Annotated in this window: 21 protein-coding genes; 6 read left to right on the top strand and 15 right to left on the bottom strand. The window is 41.6% G+C overall.

What is annotated here, in order from left to right:
- Positions 1-15: 15 nt before the first annotated feature.
- Both ACIQCE_RS06035 and ACIQCE_RS06030 read right to left on the bottom strand, forming a co-directional pair.
- Complete coding sequence (locus ACIQCE_RS06035) at positions 16-1,428, bottom strand: capsular polysaccharide export protein, LipB/KpsS family (protein WP_400494005.1); 1,413 nt, start codon at positions 1,426-1,428, stop codon at positions 16-18.
- 6 nt (positions 1,429-1,434) lie between these two features.
- Positions 1,435-2,205 (bottom strand): glycosyltransferase family 2 protein, encoded by a 771-nt coding sequence (locus ACIQCE_RS06030; protein WP_353854273.1) that lies wholly within the window; start codon positions 2,203-2,205, stop codon positions 1,435-1,437.
- A gap of 184 nt (positions 2,206-2,389) precedes the next feature.
- On the opposite strand from ACIQCE_RS06030, the gene ACIQCE_RS06025 reads away from it, so the two are divergent.
- The 3 genes from ACIQCE_RS06025 to ACIQCE_RS06015 all read left to right on the top strand — a co-directional run bounded on the left by ACIQCE_RS06025 (position 2,390) and on the right by ACIQCE_RS06015 (position 4,502).
- A complete protein-coding gene (locus ACIQCE_RS06025; RefSeq protein ID WP_400494473.1) occupies positions 2,390-3,055 on the top strand; it encodes a hypothetical protein in 666 nt (221 codons plus the stop codon).
- A 153-nt stretch (positions 3,056-3,208) separates the two neighbouring features.
- Positions 3,209-3,736: a spore coat protein GerQ gene (gene gerQ, locus ACIQCE_RS06020; RefSeq protein ID WP_400494004.1), complete on the top strand. Its 528-nt coding sequence runs from the start codon at positions 3,209-3,211 to the stop codon at positions 3,734-3,736.
- A gap of 145 nt (positions 3,737-3,881) precedes the next feature.
- Complete coding sequence (locus tag ACIQCE_RS06015) at positions 3,882-4,502, top strand: cupin domain-containing protein (RefSeq protein ID WP_400494003.1); 621 nt, start codon at positions 3,882-3,884, stop codon at positions 4,500-4,502.
- A gap of 55 nt (positions 4,503-4,557) precedes the next feature.
- Here the strand turns inward: ACIQCE_RS06015 and ACIQCE_RS06010 are convergent, their stop codons facing one another.
- The 3 genes from ACIQCE_RS06010 to ACIQCE_RS06000 are packed head-to-tail and all read right to left on the bottom strand — an operon-like array spanning position 4,558 to position 6,650.
- Positions 4,558-4,929, bottom strand: coding sequence for a DUF423 domain-containing protein (locus ACIQCE_RS06010; protein ID WP_353854270.1), 372 nt, complete (start codon positions 4,927-4,929; stop codon positions 4,558-4,560).
- A 57-nt stretch (positions 4,930-4,986) separates the two neighbouring features.
- A complete protein-coding gene (locus ACIQCE_RS06005; protein ID WP_400494002.1) occupies positions 4,987-6,303 on the bottom strand; it encodes a purine/pyrimidine permease in 1,317 nt (438 codons plus the stop codon).
- 35 nt (positions 6,304-6,338) lie between these two features.
- A complete protein-coding gene (locus tag ACIQCE_RS06000) occupies positions 6,339-6,650 on the bottom strand; it encodes a YwdI family protein (protein WP_400494001.1) in 312 nt (103 codons plus the stop codon).
- A gap of 179 nt (positions 6,651-6,829) precedes the next feature.
- Here ACIQCE_RS06000 and ACIQCE_RS05995 point away from each other — a divergent pair, with 179 nt between their 5' ends.
- Positions 6,830-8,188: an aldehyde dehydrogenase gene (locus ACIQCE_RS05995; RefSeq protein WP_400494000.1), complete on the top strand. Its 1,359-nt coding sequence runs from the start codon at positions 6,830-6,832 to the stop codon at positions 8,186-8,188.
- 37 nt (positions 8,189-8,225) lie between these two features.
- Here the strand turns inward: ACIQCE_RS05995 and ACIQCE_RS05990 are convergent, their stop codons facing one another.
- Together ACIQCE_RS05990 and ACIQCE_RS05985 are read right to left on the bottom strand one after the other, a co-directional pair.
- Entirely contained in the window at positions 8,226-8,906 is a 681-nt protein-coding gene (locus ACIQCE_RS05990; protein WP_400493999.1) for a uracil-DNA glycosylase, read from the bottom strand.
- Positions 8,903-9,730 (bottom strand): glycosyltransferase family 2 protein, encoded by an 828-nt coding sequence (locus ACIQCE_RS05985; RefSeq protein WP_400493998.1) that lies wholly within the window; start codon positions 9,728-9,730, stop codon positions 8,903-8,905. The genes ACIQCE_RS05990 and ACIQCE_RS05985 overlap by 4 nt, the downstream gene beginning before the upstream one ends.
- Before the next feature lie 312 nt (positions 9,731-10,042).
- Here ACIQCE_RS05985 and ACIQCE_RS05980 point away from each other — a divergent pair, with 312 nt between their 5' ends.
- On the top strand, positions 10,043-10,852 hold the full coding sequence (locus tag ACIQCE_RS05980) for a bifunctional hydroxymethylpyrimidine kinase/phosphomethylpyrimidine kinase (protein ID WP_400493997.1): 810 nt from the start codon (positions 10,043-10,045) through the stop codon (positions 10,850-10,852).
- A 209-nt stretch (positions 10,853-11,061) separates the two neighbouring features.
- Here ACIQCE_RS05980 and ACIQCE_RS05975 read toward each other — a convergent pair whose 3' ends face one another.
- The 5 genes from ACIQCE_RS05975 to ACIQCE_RS05955 form a co-directional block, all read right to left on the bottom strand.
- The gene (locus ACIQCE_RS05975; protein ID WP_400493996.1) at positions 11,062-11,310 is read right to left on the bottom strand and encodes a hypothetical protein; all 249 of its coding nucleotides are present in this window, start codon (positions 11,308-11,310) and stop codon (positions 11,062-11,064) included.
- Positions 11,311-11,512: 202 nt separating this feature from the next.
- A complete protein-coding gene (locus ACIQCE_RS05970) occupies positions 11,513-12,970 on the bottom strand; it encodes a sucrose-6-phosphate hydrolase (protein ID WP_400493995.1) in 1,458 nt (485 codons plus the stop codon).
- A gap of 19 nt (positions 12,971-12,989) precedes the next feature.
- The gene (locus tag ACIQCE_RS05965; RefSeq protein WP_400493994.1) at positions 12,990-14,378 is read right to left on the bottom strand and encodes a sucrose-specific PTS transporter subunit IIBC; all 1,389 of its coding nucleotides are present in this window, start codon (positions 14,376-14,378) and stop codon (positions 12,990-12,992) included.
- A 255-nt stretch (positions 14,379-14,633) separates the two neighbouring features.
- Positions 14,634-15,467 (bottom strand): PRD domain-containing protein, encoded by an 834-nt coding sequence (locus ACIQCE_RS05960; RefSeq protein WP_353854262.1) that lies wholly within the window; start codon positions 15,465-15,467, stop codon positions 14,634-14,636.
- Between the two features lie 52 nt (positions 15,468-15,519).
- Positions 15,520-15,798, bottom strand: a complete 279-nt coding sequence (locus ACIQCE_RS05955; protein ID WP_400493993.1) for a hypothetical protein — start codon at positions 15,796-15,798, stop codon at positions 15,520-15,522.
- 504 nt (positions 15,799-16,302) lie between these two features.
- Between ACIQCE_RS05955 and ACIQCE_RS05950 the strand changes: the two genes are divergently transcribed.
- A complete protein-coding gene (locus tag ACIQCE_RS05950; protein WP_400493992.1) occupies positions 16,303-18,726 on the top strand; it encodes a S8 family serine peptidase in 2,424 nt (807 codons plus the stop codon).
- A gap of 323 nt (positions 18,727-19,049) precedes the next feature.
- Here the strand turns inward: ACIQCE_RS05950 and ACIQCE_RS05945 are convergent, their stop codons facing one another.
- The 3 genes from ACIQCE_RS05945 to ACIQCE_RS05935 all read right to left on the bottom strand — a co-directional run bounded on the left by ACIQCE_RS05945 (position 19,050) and on the right by ACIQCE_RS05935 (position 22,185).
- On the bottom strand, positions 19,050-20,054 hold the full coding sequence (locus tag ACIQCE_RS05945) for an LLM class flavin-dependent oxidoreductase (protein ID WP_400493991.1): 1,005 nt from the start codon (positions 20,052-20,054) through the stop codon (positions 19,050-19,052).
- Between the two features lie 53 nt (positions 20,055-20,107).
- Complete coding sequence (gene nfsA, locus ACIQCE_RS05940) at positions 20,108-20,857, bottom strand: oxygen-insensitive NADPH nitroreductase (RefSeq protein WP_400493990.1); 750 nt, start codon at positions 20,855-20,857, stop codon at positions 20,108-20,110.
- A 116-nt stretch (positions 20,858-20,973) separates the two neighbouring features.
- Entirely contained in the window at positions 20,974-22,185 is a 1,212-nt protein-coding gene (locus tag ACIQCE_RS05935) for an FtsW/RodA/SpoVE family cell cycle protein (protein ID WP_353854258.1), read from the bottom strand.
- Between the last annotated feature and the right edge of the window lie 198 nt (positions 22,186-22,383).

Here is a 22,383-nt window from a genome sequence, read left to right as displayed (position 1 = left end):
TGCACACCCCTATCTTTATCTCTGAAAATCTACACCTGTTTTTGTTTTCAATAGAGAAAGCAGAACATCTGTAGATCGCGCATGCGGGTAATGTTCTTTGATGAAAAGAGCTCCTTGCTGTGTTGCCAGCTTCATCTCTTGTTCATCCGACAAAATACGGATCGCCTTCTCAACAAGCTGAACTGGGTCTTCCATATGATAGCTACCAAGCGATTCGTAATAAGGGTATCTCCTACCTTCTGTCATCTTCCCAATCAGCACACTTTTTTTAAAAAGCATGGCCTCAAGCCCTACAGTCGATGTGAGTGTGATGACCATATCCATATATGGCAGCAGATCATATAATTCGATTTCTTTTTTGATCAATCTCACTTGGTTTGCTGCCTTCTCAATTGCCACATAATCATTTAAGCGATTCTTGGCAATTTCCCATGGATGCGGCTTGATAATCAACTGGATATCTTTCTGTTTCGCAAGGGTTTTAAGAACATCTCCATAAAAAGCTTCTGAAAATGGCTGCGTCGCCACAAGCACCGTCTTTTTGGCTGGGTTGAAATTCAATTTACGAAACAGTAAATCTTGCTGAAGCGGCATTCGATCCTGCACCAAATCAAATCTTGGATGACCTGTGATCTCTACCTGTTCAGGCTGACAGCCTTTGTCTTCATACCAATCTTTTTCATACTTCCCAAACACCCCATGGAATGTTGTGAAAATCGGCAAAAAAGCTTCATCCCCCATGAGTGCACCATGTTGTAGACAAATACTCGTCACATTCCGTTTCACTGTTTGCAGAGCGAGCACTCGGCTGTATACATCCTCCGTGGTACCGACAATGATCGCTGTTATTGGTTGCATGTGAAATAACGTCTCTGTCTGGTCAATCACATCAATAAATTGCACAATATCCTTACGAAGTTTTTCTTTAAAAAAATCATTTCCAAAAACAGGGTGATGTGCGTAAGGTTTCAGTAGAGCAGTTGCTTTTTCAATATATTCAGCATGGGCTTCTTTATTAACCTCTCCGGCTAATTCAGACTTACTGATTACAGGTATTCCGAAATAATCAGCCTTTTTCCAGCGGGCTAACACCACCGTTTTATTCGGGTGGAATCGTGTATAATTGCTTTCAGTAAAGCGAAGATGTTCAAAGTGTAGCAACACCTTTCCGTTTTCCGGGCGATATTCGGTACGTTTGATCATTTGTTTATGCTGATCAAAAAACGGCTGAATGTCTTGCGGCAAAGGACAAGAGGTTGTCAGTTCATGACCAAACGATTCATCCTCCATGCGTTCTCTTACCTCAGGGCTGATGTATTGGTAAAAATTGCTAATTAAACCAAGGGGAATCTGATGGTAGGACAAGTCCTTCAACAGGTTCACGTACTCAAAATAGACTTGCCAATAATGATGAATATAGTGCGACACTTAGGGTCACCTCCTATGTCTACGTTTTAATATATGTCGGAGCTCCCAGCAGGAAGACTGCGGGGGCAGTGCTTTTACAAAGTCACTTTTTTCTTCTTCTGCCAGCTGATAATGGATTGACTGCTCTGTGATGTAATTCGTATCTAGTACTTCATCATAGGGATAGAACGGATAAAAATGATTTAATCTAAAAAAGAATCTGGCATCACCTATACGATAAAAATGCGGACTCTCATCCCAGTAAGACCCAAATTCAGCGTGAATCCTTTTTAAAATGGACGCACGATGCACAACGGAGCAATGATCAATAGCACATGGTGCATTCCATTGCACAGTTCGTGCAGGTCGAATTGTTTCCTTTACTGGCTCTTTTTTGCTATTTAAATAGATAACTTTAGAACCAGAATAGACAATATCTTCACTTGGTCGGGCGTCCAAATAGGACGTGAGTTTCTCAAGCCGATCCGGTGCATACACATTGTCATCTGTTGCATAGGAAATATATTCGCCCTTCGCTTGTTCTAGTGCTTGATTAATGAGTACCGCATAGCGGGTTTTCGCCGTTCGTTCCTCCAACGTGTTGACGCCGCTTTGGATAAAATGTACACGTGGGTCTTTTTTATAAGGCTCAATGGCAGCAAGTGTCTCTTCATTCGATCCATCATCCATGATAAAAAGCTCAAGGTCTGACAGGGTCTGATGTAATACCGCTTCGATTGACCTGCCAACATAGGCCGGTTTGTTGTAGCTTGTCATAATGACAGTTACTTTTGTCAAAATTATCACCTCGGTCTCTTTCAAACTATGGTTATCATATGTTTCTCATCTTAAAGAGACTGTAGAATGACCTATTTTTCATAAAATTGTATTTTTTTATTGATCAACCTTTGAAAAATACAAACTTTTTGGTAATATAAGTAATCATTTGTTTGTATTAAAGGAGTAAAGAACATTGGAAGCTATGAAGAATGATCTCTCCCAAGAAGAGGAAACAAAAGGGTTTTTTCGATTTTTCAAGATCTTTGTGGCGACAAAAACGATTGTTCGCTCTTATCAACATTCCTCTATTCCCATTTGGCTGATGGTCCTCCTAGCAAGCATCTCCGGCACAAGTTGGGTATATGAAGGGTATTTCAGTGAGGTTACGGGCAATCATATTCCATTCCCTTTCATTCTGTTACATGGGGCAGGCTTTGGTGTTTTAGCAGGGAATATCATTCTATTTTTTGGAACGTTCATTTTGCAGTGGTTAGGGCGGATTTTTTTTGGCAGCAAAGCCGCCTACAAAGACGTTCTGAAAGCTTTTACGCTGACTGTCTTTTTCCCCTCCACACTGTTTGCTCTTACATGGATTTTCACCGTGAGCATGCTCGGTCATTATACATTTGCCAAAATCTCACCCTATTTAGATCAGCATTATGGAGTGTGGTATTATCTCGAACTTTTGACACTTACTGAGGTATATGCAAAGATGTGGATATTCGGAATGGCTGTTTTAGGCGTTGTCGCTGTTCTTCAGCTAAAAGTCTGGCAAGCCTTCGTTGTCGTGATCACGCCGCTGGCGATCTTTTTCTGCATCATGACGCTCCTATTTGATATTCAGCGTGCTGTGAACTGGATGATGTAAAGGGAACTGCTCCAAGCAGTCCCCTTTTTTTCGTTCAATGTACATAATCTGTACTCCTGTCTCATAGTGTGAAAGAGAGAAAGAACGCTATGGAAACAACAGGCATCTATCCGCCTTCTGTTTAGAACATCAAGAGAAAAGAGGAGGAACGTTATGAAATTGAAAAATAATCAATTTGGGCAAGGTTCGGGTTTCGATGGGCAAGATTACAGACAGCAATATGGAGCGAATCCGTATCCTGCTCAGCAGATGGGTTATCCAGTCCCCACACAAGCGCAGGGTCAAATGCAGCAGGGGTATACGCCAATGCCGTCAACTGGTACATCACAAGGTCAAGGCGCGCAGAGCGGTGGACAGCCGTATCAAATTCCTGCTGGACCAATTTATCAGCAAAATCTCACCGGTCAGCTACCAATTGAGCAGTCCTATATTGAAAATATTTTGCGTTTGAATCGTGGCAAGGTTGCCACTATTTATATGACGTTTGAGGCTAGTAAAGAATGGAATTCAAAGATTTTTAGAGGGGTCATTGAAGCTGCAGGGCGTGATCACATTATCATTAGTGATAACAAGACAGGTACAAGATACTTACTTTTAACCATCTACCTTGATTACATTACATTTGATGGAGAGATTCAATACGACTATCCATATTCAATGTCTACGTATTCCCCGAGATAAGACTAAGACAAGACAAAAGCAAGGTGCAGACGCCCTTGCTTTTGTCTTGTTGATATGACAGCCGTTTCTAGGTTTTTGACACACCTTTAGGTAACTGTACATAAGATGCCTAGTAGTTTATATCAAAAGCCTAGAGGTGAAATCAATGACTGTTGAGCTGGATTATACTTCGCCGAATATCAAATATTCATTTGATTTGAATAAGAGTACCCTTGTAAAATATGATCAACATAATCTCATTAATGTCTTAGGAAAAAAACAATTAAATTCATTGGATCAAGTATCCCTGCTGGATATCTATTTGAGCAAAGGCAAAGTTGTAGAGCCTCATTATCATCAAAATGCTGCGGAGCTTGTCTATTGTATAACTGGTTCTGCTACTGTATCAATGCTGAATCCATTTACAAAAAAACTGCAAACCTACACCATTACCCCAGGACAGGTGGCAAACGTGCCTCAAGGCTGGTGGCACTATGAAGTTGCATTACAGGACAGAACGCATTTACTGGCAATATTTAACGCTTCCACTCCAGAAGTGATCCTTGGTTCAGACATTTTCACTCTCACACCAGCTCACATCATGGCACATACTTATTGCATGAACGAGACGAAGTGGAAACAGGCGATACAACCTGTGAAACCGAGTGCGTTTATTGGTCCGTTTTGTCATAGAGAAGAAGAGGCTCCTCAAAACCATCCCGTCCCTCCTTCTCACTATGTACCCTATTATCAGGTCCCTCCCAACTACTCCCCTTACTGGAGTTAATCAAAAAACCGATGCCCCCTAGGGTCTGACCCCCTTTCAGAGCATCGGTTTTTTCTTATAAATGTTTTGCAGCTGCAATGACAAGCATCACCCAAGAAGTGATAAACGCCACCCCGCCAATTGGGGTAATCGCACCAAGAATCTTCACCTGTGTCAGCGCTAAGACATAGAGGCTTCCCGAAAAAAAGAGGATACCTGCAAACATCACCCAGCCAGCAGTCGGTACTAAGGATACGCCTGTTAGCTTATCAGCAAGAAAGGCTACAATAAATAACCCAATCGAATGGAACATCTGATATTGAACACCTTTGTTCCATATTTCAATATACTTTTCTGGAATTTTCCCTTCTAGTCCATGTGCACCGAAGGCTCCAAGCGCAACAGCAAGCATTGCGTTCATTGCACCTAAAATGAAAAATAATTTCATTCGTCATTCTCCTTATCTCGTCAGTTATGTTTATCTTAGCGTGCCTCAAATCGGACATCAACCTTCCCCTTCGGTTGACACGAGGTTGTTGGATTTCTTCTTCCTTAACAGCGCTTGGTCGACTGCGATCGCAATGAGTGTACCGAGGACAAGACCATTGCTTAATAAGGAAATAAGGATAGGATGCATGCCTTTTAGGGCTCCCTGAGGAACAAACATCGCCCCCACACCAGCTAAAATCGCAATACCAAGCACAAATCGAATGCGGGGGATTTCCTCCTTCTCGTATTGGTCAAATTCAGACAGGGCGAGCCCAATCATAGATGAGAAAACAACAAAGTTAACAGCGAGCCCTACAGGTGACGGCAATGCCGAGAAAAAGCTCATTAATAATGGGAATAAACTAATCACCACAATGAACAGGCTTCCCAGTAAAAAGGGTTTTCTAGATGGGCTTTTTGTTGTTTGAATAAAACCTGCTGCTCCAGATATAGGTACAGGCGCAATCGCACCGATCATCCCGCTGAGCAAATGACCGAATGCCGCGACAAAACCAGCAGGACGAGCTCTTTTGCGTTCGCGCAACTCACCAAATGCTTTCACTGAATTTTCCACAACTCGAATACTCGCCAGCATATTCACAATAAGTAAAATTGTAATAAAGAAGGACGTGACAAGCAATCCGCTGTCAAAAACCGGTATACCAAAAGGAAATAGCTTCGGAAACTCAATGATATGCTCAGGAATTCGAACTGGCTTTGCCAATCCAAGAATTGCAAATAACAGCCACCCGCCCGCAAGTGCAAATAACACAGAAAACTGTCTCAAATAATGCCACTTAGAGCGATTAATCATGAAGGTCATGACAATAATCAGGATAGATAAACAAAAGACAAGACCGTCTACCTGATTCCCTCTATAGCTGATGCCCATCAGCCCTTTCATAATTGGCTGACTTAACTGAACAACAAGTAACAGCAAATAGATGCCTGTTACAACAGGCGTAAATAAAGAAGCGAGCCAATTAATAATTTTAAACAGACTAAAAATAAAAAAGAAAACTGCACTAAAAATTAAGGCCCCTTGCAACGCTTGCAGTGTTTCAGGATACGTGGCAAAGATCGTCCCTGTCATTCCTGCATAAATTGTATAGACACCCCACCACAGACCTGCTGGACTCTCATTAATCGGCAGCATATGCCCACATAAACATTGCACCATAGCCACAAGTCCAAGTGAAAAGAATGTACTCTGTATCAGCTCCGCCGATTGTACTTGATTCAGCTCAAAGGCTTGTGCAATGGCGATCGGTACTGCAATAGAAGCTGCGATAAAAAATAACATCCATTGAATGGCTCCTAACAATAGTTTCAAACAATTCACCTTCCCTTTGTCATGAAAAAACCGTTCTAAAAATCAAAAATAGAGTCGCCGTTCCCATCCTTTTCCTGTTGATCACCCTCTTTGCTTTGATATTTTTTTGCACCACTTGTACCCATCATCTTCTCAAGCATCAATTGATCCGTTGTCTGCGATAGCGGAGGTGGTGAAATGATCGAAGACTGCGGCGTTTGAGCCTGTGACGGTGCGTCGAGTATGACATCACATAGTGAAGATATTGCCGCCACTTGACGTTTCACCTCTTCATCACTTCCACTTTGTTTCGCCTTTTGGACCGCTTCCTCCATTTTTTGAAGCAGACTTGATATATGAATATTCAAAGGTAGACCCTCCAATCAACAATTTCGTTCTCAACATTATTTTACCAAATGAATAAACCGAATTGGTCAATCCTCATACATTTTTTTCAAAAAGTGCTTTTAGTCATCCTTCATTTGACCGGCTTTATTGATTCACACATAATAAGAAGAACAACATCGTCATGGAAAGGAATTGAATGATGGAAAAGCTAACTGCTCTTTTAAATAAACAAAAGGCCTTTAAAAAGCCATCCACCCAAGAACGCATCCGCCTCCTTCAAAACTTGAAAGCTGTCATCAAACAGCATGAGGAGGACATTTTACAAGCCTTAGCACATGATTTACATAAATCCGAACAGGAAGCTTATACAACAGAGATTGGTATGGTATATGAAGAAATCAATCATACCGTCAAGCATCTTCACAAATGGGCAAAGCCGACCCGTGTGAAAACACCCCTCACCCATATTGGATCAAAAAGCATGATCATCAAGGAGCCTTATGGAAGTGTACTGATTATGGCTCCGTGGAACTATCCTTTCCAATTGGCCATCTCTCCATTAGTAGGAGCTATATCTGCTGGAAATGCAGTGACATTAAAACCTTCAGAGCTGACGCCGCAAGTCTCACAAGTAATCGGCTCAATTGTGGAACGTGTGTTTAAAGAAGATCATGCGGCAGTCGTAGAAGGCGGTGTAGATGTCAGTACAGAGCTGCTGAAGCTGCCCTTTGATTATATCTTCTTTACTGGAAGTGTGGCTGTCGGCAAAGTCGTCATGGAAGCCGCCGCAAAGCATCTGACACCTGTCACACTTGAGCTTGGCGGAAAAAGCCCTTGCATTGTCATGCCTGATGCAGACATTAAACTCGCTGCAAAAAGAATCACGTTTGGCAAATTTACTAATGCTGGCCAGACATGCATTGCACCCGATTATTTGCTTGTCCATGAATCAGTCAAAGAGGACCTCTTACGTGAAATGATGACCTGTATACATGACTTTTATGGCGAACGACCAGAAACACAGCCACACTTCGGGAAAATCGTCAGCACACGTCATTTTGACAGACTCTCTCATTTCCTGACAAACGGCACCATCGTAACTGGCGGACAGCGAAATGAGCAGGATCTGAAAATCTCACCGACCATTTTAGACCACATCACATGGGAAGATCCCGTCATGCAAGAGGAAATTTTCGGACCGATTTTGCCTGTCATGACATTTGATTCACTGGATGAAGTCACCGAAATGGTCGAGGCAAGATCGAAGCCGCTCGCCCTTTACTTATTTACAACAAATAAAGAAACAGAATCCTATATCCTAGACAACCTCTCATTTGGCGGAGGCTGTATCAACGACACATTGATGCATGTTGCCACCCCTTATTTGCCATTTGGAGGCGTCGGTGAAAGCGGTATGGGACGATATCATGGAAAGGAAAGCTTTTTCACCTTTACTCATGAGAAAAGTATCTTGCGCCAAACCAATCGGTTCGATTTCTCCTTCCGTTATCCAAATGCGAAAAACGGTCTTGACATCATACGCACATTTTTAAAATAAACGAACAAGAGCAAGGAACTCCTCACTCGTTCTTTTTCTATTCAATATCGGAAATACACCAATTAATTTCTTCAAGCCCCATTTGTTTTAAATAAGCATTTGCTCGAGAAAACGGACGGCTGCCAAAAAAGCCATTCCTTGCAGAAAAAGGACTTGGGTGGGGTGATTCAATGATGTAATGCTTGTTCTCGTTAATGCGCGCTTTTTTATTTTGGGCATGTCGTCCCCATAACACAAAAACGACCGGTTGATCCCTATCATTCAGCACATCGATGACACGATCTGTCACTCGTTCCCAGCCTTTCCCTTTATGTGAATTTGCTTCACCCTTTCTCACGGTTAACACGGTGTTTAAGAGTAGCACACCCTGCTCTGCCCAGCTGACAAGTGAGCCATGGTTCGGTACGGGGCAGCCAAGATCATCTTTTAATTCCTGAAATATGTTTTTCAGAGACGGCGGCTGTCTGACACCAGGTTGAACGGAAAAACTTAATCCATGTGCCTGACCTGGTCCATGATAAGGGTCCTGCCCCAAAATCACCACTTTCACATCTTCATATGACGTCAAATGAAGGGCACGATAAATGTCGTGGGGTTTCGGAAAAACAATATGTGTGCGATATTCTTCCTTCATCCACTCTCGTAACTCTTGATAATATGGCTTTTCGAATTCACTTTTCATGACCGCCCACCAGCTATCATTTAAGAATGGCTTCATTGTTGCTCTACTCCTTCCGTCGGCTGAGCCAATCTCGATATCATTGGACTTCCGTCCCAAACGATTTTACTCTCTGATTCTCGTTTTTTCATGGCTGGTTCTTCTAATAACACAGCAAAATTTGCTGTCGGTAAGTCTCCAAGCTGGTGCTTTTGACTAAGGTCATCTAAATATCGCTTCCTTGTTTCACCAAGATCACTTGATTGATTCCCTCCGCCATCAAAGAAAGCATAGATCACACTGGCTGCTGGCACTCTTTTTACCCTTGCATGTTGTGAGACACGCAAGAAGAAATCCCAATCCCAATAATGATGCATCGCTGGATCAAAATAGCCAATGTCTTCGTGTAATTGACGCTTATACATACTGCCCGAAGGAACGTATGTAGAAAAGACACGCATGTCCTCGATATTAGCTGTATAAGCAAACAGACGTCTCGACACTGGATAACGGGTCGTTCCTTTTTCTTCAAATGAAACAATTTCCGCATCAGAAAACACAAAATCTACATCTTGCAACGCCTCGCTCATGCGTTCTATGTGACAAGGCGTAAAGTAATCGTCGTCGTCACTTAGCATAACGACATCTCCTGTTAGCTCCCGAACGCCAATATTTCTTGCGTTCACATGCTGGACATTTTCATCTAAATGAATCAGCCGAATAGGAAGTTCTGGATAGAGTTCCTGAATGATGTCCACTCGCTCACCCGCATCATTCACCACAACAATCTCAAAAGGTTGCACTGTTTGTCTGACAATTGATTCGAGCAATTCGCACAGTGCGTTTCGTCGGTTGTGTGTCACAATTAAAAGGGAAATCTTCATATCGGTCTTACTCCTTTAACAGTTTTTACCCTTCTTATTAAAACATAAATTCACTTCTTTCTCATGATATAAAAGGCGGTTTGATCATCCGATAAAATGGGGATTTTTGATATAAAAGCCGAGCAGGAATTCGTTTTGAAGCTTTTAGAAGAGCTAAAGGAAGGGAAATTGATGAATTGTAAAAGATAAGCGGTGCGTTCTGAGATGGCAAGAACGCTTTTTTATGTCGTTTCATTGTGATAAATGGTAAAGCTGATTATAATAAGGAATAGAACAGTAACTGTTACACATCACATTGGAGGTTCAGCAACTATGTCTATGAATAAAGCACTCACCATCGCAGGTTCGGATTCAAGCGGCGGTGCAGGTATCCAAGCAGATTTAAAAACGTTTCAAGAAAAAAACGTATATGGGATGACAGCTTTAACAGTTGTCGTTGCAATGGACCCTCATAACAATTGGGACCATCAAGTGTTTCCAATCGATGCGGCGACCATTCGCGCACAGCTCTCAACGATTGTTGAAGGCATCGGTGTAGACGCCCTGAAAACAGGCATGCTCCCAACCGTCGACGTGATTGAGCTCGCGGCTGAAACAATCAAGACATATAATATAAAAAATGTCGTCATTGATCCTGTTATGGTTTGTAAAGGGGCAAATGAAGTCCTTTACCCTGAGCACGCTGAAGCATTACGTGAAAAGCTCGCACCGCTTGCTACCGTTATCACACCTAACCTCTTCGAAGCTGGTCAATTAAGCGGGATCGGTGAGATCAAAACGATCGAACAAATGGAAGAAGCAGCAAAACGCATCCACAAACTTGGTGCAAAGTATGTCGTCATCACTGGAGGCGGTAAGCTTAGCCAAGATAAAGCGATTGATTTGCTTTATGATGGACAAACCTTCGAACGTCTCGAATCTGATAAGGTCGACACACCATACACACATGGCGCAGGCTGCACATTCTCAGCAGCAGTCACAGCTGAACTAGCAAATGGCTCAGAAGTGAAAGACGCCATTTATGCAGCAAAAGAATTTATTACTGCTGCCATTCAAGGATCTTTCCAGCTAAATGAATATATTGGACCAACAAAACATTCTGCTCACCGATTCAACAAATAATCACCAAAAACCGATTGGCCTTGTCAAACAGGCGAATCGGTTTTTTGATTATCGAGAACGAAGCCGCTGGAGTTATTATGGTCTTTCTATCCATTTCCCAAGTCTTTTATAAATCTCTGTTCTATAAAATCTTCTTTGGCTTCTTGATACTTGAATATCATTGCTCACCTCTCTTCATCTTTTGATCATTTCGAAATAAAGACCTATTTTTACTGATCTGATTCCTTTGCCATCTTTCGAATAAAAGTTTCAATTGATTCAACAAATAAGGCGTATTCTTTCATTTGTTCATATGTACCTGACAGCTTCTCTTTTAATTCCCCATGCTCTAGAGAAGGCTCACCGAGAATAGATTGGACTAGAATAAGCAATTCTTTATATTCTTCACGTTTATCTTCAACATGATCTGCCATAGTCTCCAAGCGTTTTCTAGTCGTCGGCTGCTGTTTTGAATTCAAGTCAAACAACCCCTTTTTTGTCCTACCGCATTTGGATAAACGTCAGCCACAGCTGTATATAATGAAAAATGATACCATAATTCAACCGGTTATCATATATGCAAAACGTCATCAAACCGCACTTCGTCAATGTTGACAAACCTTGATTTCACGCTCTATAGGCTCTAAGATACAGGCTCATCTCACTAGAAAAAGAAGCAAATCAACGACCTGCTTCTTTTTGCAAACGCCATGTTCTCAGCCTAAGCTTCGTCTCATTTCTGCCACTAATCGAGAATGATTTATTTCCCGGGGAAGGAAAGAAACGTGCAGTAAATACTTCTCGTCCTCCATTGACAAAAATCTCAATTGATGATGCATCTATAAAGAAATGTAGATCTTTCAGTTCCTCTATTTCAGCTTCACGAATTTCCTTTAATCGATTCTCAAATCGGTCGCGTTCTAACGTCAGTTTCCCCTTATCTTTATCATAAATAAACCGTGCAACACCACGAATACAGCATTCAAACCCTTTTTGCGTTTCAATTTGATCAATGAATACCTCTGCACTCGTAATATCATCAACAGGAATAGAATGAACAGATCGTTTAATTTGGTATACATGTTCTTGTTCATTTGTCCGCATTTTTTTCAGCTCGGATACTGGTTTCTGAATAAGTTTTCCTTCTTGATCTAAACGAAGCTCTCTTGGAATTGTTAAACAGTGTATCCATTGATAGGAGATCGTTGGGTGATGCTCTTCTCCTTGATCAGGCACACCCATCCATCCAATTAAAATACGTCTCCCTGATTCATCTACAAATGTCTGCTGTGCATAAAAGTCAAAGCCTCGATCCAGCTCCTCAAACGACCCATGTGTATATTGATAGGACGTTTCATCTAAAGTACCAACAAAATAACCGGATTGATATGTATTGTGATACTTCATTCCTTTAGGCTTCAATCCTTGAGGCGAAACAATCAATATATCTCGACTATCTAATTCAAACAGGTCTGGACACTCCCACATATATCCGAAATCTTCTAGACCATTCTTTCCATTGCCAGCCGCAATTCCTTGAAATGTCCAATTGTCTAACTTGTCAGCGGTGAACAAAACAAGATGCCCTTTCAGATCCTGACTTTGTGCACCAAGCACCATATACCATTGACCGTTCCGCTTCCACACCTTCGGATCACGGAAGTGGGCTGTAAATCCTTCTGGTAATGTCGCAACAACACCCTTTTTCTGAAAATGGATACCATCCTCTGAAACAGCTAAACATTGATACGTTTCCCGATTGCCTTGCTCATCTCGAACGTTTCCCGTATAAAGCAGATACATTTTTCCATCGTCGATAACTGCACTACCTGAATAACAGCCATTTCGATCAAACCAATCACTTGGTGTGAGCGCGATCTCTTCGTGTTGCCAATTCACGAGATCCGTAGAGGTGTAGTGACCCCAGAATTTTGCACCGTGTCCTGTTTTAAAGGGCTGCCACTGATAAAACACATGGTACACACCATTCCACTCAATTAATCCATTCGGGTCATTTAAAAGACCTACAGGTGGCATTAAATGAAAATGCTGGCGATACACATCTTTTTTCACCAAATGCTCATAGTTTCGAATACGTTCTGCTACTTTTTGACGAAGTGCTGCGTCAGTTGTTGTCATCACTGTGACCACTCCTAGATTATTTTTCGACTTCTTTTACTTGAAAGATAATAGTGAGAATAAATGAAACAGTAACAGCTATTAACATACCAACAACATAATTCACCACATTTTGCAAACCAAATGGGGCTGCAATCGCAATCATCGGAATGCCAGTTAATCCATAAGCATTGGCTGCCACCTTTGTGAAGACAACGAATGCACCTCCTAATGCTCCCCCTATCATTGCGGCTATAAACGGCTTACGATAGCGAAGATTTACACCGAATATCACCGGCTCTGTAATCCCTAAGAAAGCAGAAAATGCAGCAGGGAGCGCAATCTCCTTTGTTTTCGCACGCTTCGCTAAGAAAAAGACAGCCAATCCAGCACCACCTTGCGCTACATTGGACATTGCCCAAATTGGAAGCAAATAATTACGTCCAATATCGTTAAGAAGGCCTGCCTCAATCGCATGAAAACTATGGTGAACCCCTGTCAGCACAATTAAAGAGTAGGCGCCTCCAAAAATCAATCCTGCCAAAAACCCTGCATGGTCATATACATATGTCAGTGCATGAGAAATACCTGTACCGAGCATTCTGCCAAGTGGCCCAACCGCAATAAACGTCACAAACCCAGTGACAATCACCGTCACAAACGGGGTCACAAGTAAATCAATGCTGTTTGGAACGATCTTTCTTAAGTTCTTTTCAATCAGACACATGATATACACAGTCAACAAGACTGGAATGACGGTTCCTTGGTAACCAAGAAGGGCAATATCGAAATTGAATAAATGCATATACTCCGGTTTCGCTTCTGTCAGTCCCCACGGATTGAGTAGATTAGGGTGAATCATAATTCCACCAATGACGGCTCCTAAGTATGGATTACCGCCAAATTCTTTCGCTCCACTGACACCTATTAAAATCGGTAAAATGATAAAGGCAGCACTTGAAAACATATCAAGCATTTGAAAGATAGCTGAGCTTGGGTCTGCCCATTTAAATGCCTTCATCATTCCTAAAAGACCCATTAATAATCCACTTGCAACAATGGCCGGAATAATCGGCACAAAAATATTGGATAACATCTTGGCAAAACGTGCGAGTGGATTCATTTTTTGTTTCACAGCATCATCATGGCTGACAGGCTTTTGTTTCTTGTCGTCTGTCTCAAGCCCAGCCTCACGTGCAAATTGCTCATATACTTTGTTCACAGATCCTGTACCAAAGATCACTTGAAATTGACCCGAGCTTGAGAATGCCCCTTTCACACCTTCTAGTTCTTCAATGGCATCTTTATCAATGTGATCCTCATCTTTTATCACCAATCTGAGCCTTGTTGCACAATGCGTAGCACTGATCACATTTTCCTTACCACCTAATAATTTTGTTAATTCTTGAGCTGTTTTTTGATAATTCATGTTGTCTCCTCCTTTTTTAAAAGCAAAAAAGACCTAAAATTCACCAACGATCAATGGACATACGCGTCCTATCGTTACGCAAATTTTAGGTCTTGCCTGCCTGACAGTCACAATCCCACGATATCAACTTTTGATTACGCTTTCATCATAGTATAAGAGAATAACCTAAGTCAACCAATTTTTTCGAATCGATTGACCCATATACACTATGAAAAGTAGTGTGCATAAAAAAATGCCTGCATGCAGGCACAACCATTATACCAATTCGGCATCTTGCAGACGCTGGACATGCAGCGTGATATAGCCGATCTCCGATTCTGGGAGTTGAAGTCCATATTCATTTTTTAAAAAGTCAGCTAGTTTTAGCGCACACCGGTATGCCGTATCATACTTTGTTTGGATAAAAATCAGCATGTCATCATCCATGATTTGAAATGCCTCATTTGATTCCAATCTGCCTAGTGCATACCTCAAATGTGTCACAAGCCGCTGATAGGAAATGCTATCTTCATCAATCGAATGCCCAAAATATGTTTCGATATACTCGATCATTTCTTTGATCATCGTTGTGTATTTGACCGTCTTCTTCATGGACTCCGTATTCATTTTGGCCGTATGAATATGAAGTGCCACATACCCTGCCTCATCATCAGGCAGTTTAACCCCAAGCCGTTCTTGTACATACCAAATGGCATACTTTCCAATTTCATATTCCTGCTTATACAAGACTTTAATCTCACCAAGCAATTTATTATATAACACTATGCCCTTTTGAACGCGTTCAATCGCAAAGGATAAGTGGTCTGTCAGTGATATATGAATATGATCACTGAGCGGCATCATCAGTTTACCCTCCGCATAGCTAATAATATGTTCCGCCACTTCAATATGCGCTTCTGGCAAAGTGGAAAGAATTTGCTTGAATTTCTCATTTTCCTCACGCACAACAAAGATTTTCTCTATTTTTTGAACGGGAATGACGTCATTTTTCCCCTTCTGAAAAGCAATACCAGGTCCCATCACAATCTTCTCCTGATCACCCTCCTTTACGATCACTGCATTGTTATTCAATATTTTATATATCTTCAAGGGGTATCCTCTCCCACTAGACAACGTTTCTTATGTGGGATTTTACCCTGTTTCACCTCTTCTGTAAAGGTAAGACCGGACCAGCACGCGCCTCTTTTTTGGTCTTTTCATGCAGCAGCATCAACCCTTTACCAAGCAGCATATAGGTCCTGCGCATCTTCATCTTTTCTTCTGCCATCTTCTCTTGTTGTATCTCATTCACCACTTTAGAGGACTTAGCATAAGCCACGAAAAATGCAAAGCCCTGCTTGTTCACCATCAAACCAGGATTCACAAGCACATGCATCATCAACCCAAACCATACACTCAACCAGTTCTTCAGCTTTCTCAACAGAACATCCCTCCACATTTCTTAGAAACTAGCAACTCTAGCAAAACAACTGCTCCTATCATATCCCGAGAAAAAAGAAATGTTTGTCACAATCTAGGTGAAAAAACTAACTAGTTTTCAGAAGTTTTGTTGAAAAGTGCAGAAGTTCATCATGTTCGATGATTTTTTCTATGTAAATATTATTCACATACTATCCCAAAGATAAGCACATCTTATCAACAGAGTTTATCCACATATCAACATACCTTCACTAGATTTTGTATCTATATCATTTTTATTTTCCATATATATATTCAAATGATTGAGTTATTAACAACTAGCTGTGCATAAGTAAGAGCTTATAAACAAAATAATTCTTTGTGACTATGTAAAATAAGACCATTTTAGTAAAGGAATTGTTTTCATCTTATTGAATACTTAATGACGGGCAGTGAATCTTTCCTATTTATCCACAAAAAAGAAAGGCTATCTCCCTAAATCCACAATTAGAAAGGGGAAAATGAATTGAAAAAAGGAATCTCTCGTTCTTCTGTTCTATTGTTCTCCACCATTTTTATTTTATCCACATTCTTTTCAGGTCAACAGGCTATCGCCGTTCCATCTAATAAAAAGGTGGAATTAGAGAAGGCGGAAATTTTCGGCGAAATCAATGTCAACTCAAAAAAACATACCACTGTCATTGTTGAATTAAAGGAAAAGTCCTTAGTTGAAGCCAAGCAAAAAGGCGAAGCACAAACAAAAGCCTCCCTCAAAAAATCTCGAACAAAAGTAAAGAAGGACGCACTAAAAACACTTAATAAAGCCAGCGTTCACCAAGAATATGAAAAAGTCTTCTCTGGCTTCTCTATGAAACTCCCTGCAAATGAAATCCCGAAGTTGCTCGCAGTTGAAGGCGTAAAAGCTGTTTATCCGGATGTTACATATAAGACAGATGAAGTCAAAAAGGAAAGCATTCAGCTCCCAAATGAGGATGTATCTCCACTTATGGATAAAAGCGCTCCATACATCGGTGCTCCTAAAGCATGGGATGCCGGCTATACAGGAAAAGGGGTCAAAGTCGCTGTCATTGATACAGGAGTAGACTATACCCACCCTGATTTAAAAGGAAACTTTGGTTTATACAAAGGCTATGATTTTGTAGATCATGATTATTCACCGCAAGAGACACCGAAAGGAGACCCTAGAGGCGAATCAACAGATCACGGCACTCACGTCGCAGGAACCATTGCCGCTAATGGGCAATTGAAAGGTGTCGCAAAAGATGCTACCCTCCTTGCATACCGTGTACTCGGACCAGGTGGTTCTGGTACAACTGAGAATGTCCTTGCTGGTATCGACCGTGCTGTCACTGATGGGGCAGATGTCATGAACCTCTCTCTTGGAAACAGTGTCAATAACCCTGATTATGCTACAAGCACCGCACTCGATTGGGCAATGTCTGAAGGCGTTGTTGCCGTCACATCAAATGGAAACAACGGTCCTAACAGCTGGACAGTTGGTTCTCCTGGCACATCAAGAAATGCCATTTCTGTTGGAGCAACTCAGCTTCCTTACAATCTATACAATGTGAAATTCCCGAATTATTCTTCCGCAAAAATAATGGGCTACTATCAAGAAAGTGATTTAATAGCACTTGACCAAAAACAAGTCACGCTCGTCAATGCCGGTATCGGTGATGAAAAAGCGTTCGAACACATTGACGTCAAAGGGAAAGTGGCTGTTATAGAGCGAGGAGCAATCGCCTTTGTGGATAAAGTTGATCACGCAAAAGCGGCTGGCGCAATCGGGGTTGTCATGTATAACAATACCGACGGGGAAATTCCAGTTGATGTGCCGGGTCTTGCACTACCGACCATTAAGCTTTCAAAAGCTGAGGGGACAGCTCTTGTGAAAGCTGTTGAGGATGGGCAAAACACCACAACGTTCTCCATTCAATTTGTCAAAGAACTGAGTGAGCAAGTAGCAGACTTCTCATCTCGCGGACCTGTTGTGGATACGTGGATGGTGAAGCCAGATCTATCAGCACCTGGCGTTAGCATTGTCAGTACGATCCCAACTCACAATTCATCTAACCCTTACGGATATGGTTCTAAACAAGGAACAAGCATGGCATCACCGCATGTAGCCGGGGCAGCAGCGATCATCAAACAAGCAAAGCCATCGTATTCCACAAAACAAATCAAAGCGGTTCTCATGAATACGGCTGAAAAACTGTTTGACGCAGATGGACATCCATTCCCTCACAACACACAGGGAACAGGAAGTGTTCGAATCATCGAATCACTCCAAGCCTCAACGATCGTTTCTGACGCAAGTTACTCTTACGGCACTTTCTTAAAAGAAAAGGGTATTCAGACCAAGTCAAAGAAATTCAAAGTGGAAAACCTTTCAAAAGCGCCGAAAACCTATACCATAGATGCCAAGTTTGACAGTAAAGAAATTCGTACAAACGGAACGAAAAAAATCACAGTAAAAGGGAACTCAACTGGAACATTCCATTCTTCTGTACAAGTCAATTATGCAACAATAAAGAAGGGAACCTACCAAGGCAGTATCACCATTCGCGAAAACGGTAGAAAGGTCACAGAAATCCCAACGTTATTGATTGTCAAAGAACCTGATTATCCGCGCGTAACCTCTGTTTCAGTCGAGCCAGACAATCGTGCTGGAAGCTTTGTCATTAACAGCTATCTTCCCGGCGGTGCTGAAAACCTTGCTTTCCTCGTCTACTCTACAGATGGTGAGTTTGTAGGAGAAGCTGGTGTCTATCGAAACATCGAAAAAGGTGAACAGCGCTTTAAATGGAATGGCACAATCAATCAAGGGCAAAAGCTAGAAGCTGGCGCATATACATTACTTGCCTATGCCAGCCTGAAAGGAAAATCAGATACAATTCAAACGAAAGAACCATTTGAAATTTTACCCTGAATAAACAAGAATCACATAAAAAGCCTTGTATGAGCGTGTTAGCTCATCAAGGCTTTTCTATCATGTATGGAGGAAATGTACACATATGTTGATATTGTTATGGATCGCTTCTTTTTTTACTTCTTTTTTTCTTATGTTGACCTTGCTTTATTTACTTATTTTTTTACAAGAAAAACAGCCTCGTCCTTTTCATCAAGCATGTGAGCTGACCATTCATATTACATGTATATACCCATTAAGCTTGCTAGTCACCATCCTCTTTATTTTCAGCATGGTGATGCTCACACCTTTTTATTGGCTGCGTAGGCGCTAAATACATACGTTTATTCATCAAATGCTTCTTTTAACAAACGATACGATGTGAGCCGATCCTGCATTTGATGTGTGATGGTCACAGCCATTAGCTCATTTGTACGATAAACCCTCGCCAGTGCGGTGAGCTGCTGTTTTACAGAGGATGCGGTTCCAATGACCATCCTCTTTCGATTGGCAGCAACCCGCTGTCTTTCATACACACTATAAGGATAGTCCTTTGCATCTTCATATGAAGGAAAGCTGCCAAGGTTTTGTCCTTGCTCATTTGCCAGTAATGATAAATCTAAGCTCATAGCCAGCCTTTCTGCCTGTTCCTCTGTTTCTGCAAATAAAACAAATACAGCGAGACTGATGCGCGGTTCATCAGCAAATACTGAAGGCTCAAAGCGATTCACATATTGCTCAACAGAATCTTCCCCGCCTTCACCATTAATAAAAAGAGCAAATGTATATCCTGCGCCTGCTTTCGCTGCAAGCCTTGCACTTTCTTCCGATGAGCCAAGCATCCATACCTCTGGTGCTGTTTCAACCTTTGGAGAAGCGATTAAATGGGGTAACGGATAGTATTCATCTGCCAAATCATGCAGATAGACCTTCAATTCTTCTACTTGCTCAGGATAACGATCTCCTAAACGTTTTCGCTGACCGTGATGAAGCGCAATCGAAGAGATCGGCATCCCTCCTGGGGCTCGGCCGATGCCAAGATCAATTCTCCCTGGAGCTAATGCTTCTAGCACCCTGAAGTTCTCAGCTACTTTGTAGGCACTATAATGGGGAAGCATGACTCCGCCTGAGCCAATACGCATATGAGACGTAACGGCTGATAAATGCCCGATGAGTACCTCTGGACTTGAACCTGCAAGCCGGTTTGAAAAGTGATGCTCTGATACCCAAAATCGGTGATATCCCCACTTCTCCGCCTGCTTCGCCAGCTCAACCGTTTGTCTCAGTGCTTCAGCAGGTGTTGCATCACCAATGACAGGAGATTGATCCAAAATACTTAATTTCAACATATCACACCTCTTTACAGAAATCCCCCTCTCTTGATGAAAGGGGGATGTTACATTTATTTTCGATTAAAGCCTTTCTCTTTTACAAAATCATCAAGGTAGGCTCTTTTTGGTTGGCTAAAACTCCGAATCATCTGCTGAGACCAAGTATCTTTTCTTTCGCCATTCGTCCGTTTTTCGTAATATCTCGACATTCGTTCGTCGTATTCCTGTAAATAGCGATCCAGATGTGCTTCGTCTTGTTGATACGTATTTTCATGATAGATCAGTTCAATCGGTAACCGTTCCTTCTGTGACGACTGATTGGCTGGATGTCCTACAACTAGACCAAATAACGGCAAGACATAAGAAGGTGTTTCAAGTAGGTCAGAGACTTCTACAAGCTGATTACGCAAGCCGCCGATATAGCAGATGCCAAGCCCCATAGATTCCGCTGCTACACTGACATTTTGCGCAGCTAACGCCGCATCAATCACACTAATTAAAAACGCTTCGGTATTCTCAAGCGCCTCCTGATGATTCTTTCCTGCCTTTTGGGCAATGTACTCATGACGTTTCAAGTCTGCACAGAAAACGAACAAATGCCCATTATTCTCAACGTATGGCTGATGGCCAGCCAGTTCAGCCAACTTGGCCTTCTTATCCTGATCTGTTACGCCAATGATGCTATACGCCTGCACATTGCTCGATGTCGAGGCAGCCTGTGCACTTTTGACAAGCGTCAGCACCTCTTCCTTTGTTAGACGTTCATCTGTAAAAGAACGTATCGAACGGTGGTTTAATATCGTTTCTATCGTTTTATTCAATTTGTAGACCTCCTTCACTCCTTCTATCATAAGACAAATGTGTATCGTTTTTCAAAAATGAGAACTCGCATTCCATTAAAAAGGACAGCCTATGAATAGACTGCCTTTTCCCTGTTTTATTTAAATAAATAACTTTGATACTTTGTTAATTGAACACTTGCGTTATATACGATGCCGAATCCAATTAATACAGATAAAACAGAACTTCCTCCGAAGCTGATGAATAGAAGCGGAATGCCTGTAACAGGCATGACACCTATGTTCATACCAATATTCTGGAACGTATGAATCACAATCAGCGCCGTATATCCTACACAGAAAAATGACGCAAATCGGCTGTAGGGATGGATACGGTCAATCAGCACGACAAGCCGGTATATGAGGAAGAAGAACATAATTACGACAAACGCACAGCCTACAAAACCAAAGGCTTCTCCTATAATAGAAAAAATCATATCAGTTTGGGCTTCGGGCACATATACTTTTAAATTTTTAATCCCATTACCGAAGATTTGACCAGAACCAATGGCCATAATCGCTTGATCCACTTGATATTTATCAGACCCAGAGGCATCCTGTGTCTGCGCTTGGTTGGCAGAGCTGGAATCGTCCGGTATCCAAGCAGTAATCCGGTTTATTTGGTACTGTTGAATCCCTATTTTTTGCGCAAAATCAGGGAATAAAATGATCACAGCTAACACTGCAGCGACTAATAGCACAACGACAGATCCAATTAGTGAAATAAGCTTCCAATTGACACCTGATAAAAACACCATCACGATAACGATAAACATACAGACGGCTGCCGTACCTGCATCCTGCATGAAGATGAGTCCAACTGGAACAACAGATACCCCAGCGATTTTTAACAGAAGAAAAATATCATCTTCTAATGTTCGCTTACCTCTAGGCGTCGACTTTCCTATGACAGATGCTAGCATCATGATTAAACCAATTTTCATAAACTCTGAAGGCTGAAACGTCCCAACACCTGGTAAAACAAACCAGCTTTTTGCACCGTTTTTAATTGGTGCAAAGTCATGACCAGCGATTTGCGCAGGACTAATTTTAAGGAGGATCAGCAGCAGAATCCCACCAATAAAAATATATAAGCTCAGCTTTTCTAATTGTTCAAGATCAAAATAATTAATGGCAATAATACAAATGACACCAACCATGTAGTAAATAATCTGTCTGGTCCAAGCATTAGTTCCATACTGTCCGAACTGACCAGCAGCATAAATGGCAATCACACTAATGGCAAAGAACGCTAAAAATATAAAAATCAAATCTCCCTGATAGTAAGGGGATGTATTCTGCTTGTTCATGAACTAACCACCCTTATTACAAAACATAAAAGCCCTTATTTATATTAAATTTAAATTTTCACAAAAGCAACTCACTTTAAATATGACGGAGGATAAGCCCCAAAAGTTCCATTCATTTTTCAAAAATGAAAGACTTTTCCTTCTAACAATAGGAATAAATTCCTTCTACTCATTTATTTGATACGATCATCAGTCCTT

Origin of the sequence: Bacillus sp. NPDC093026 (genome assembly GCF_044754665.1) — a bacterium.
Classification (GTDB): domain Bacteria; phylum Bacillota; class Bacilli; order Bacillales; family Bacillaceae; genus Bacillus; species Bacillus maqinnsis.
Note: the sequence above shows the minus strand (reverse complement) of the source record. Positions and strands in the feature narration are given on the sequence as shown.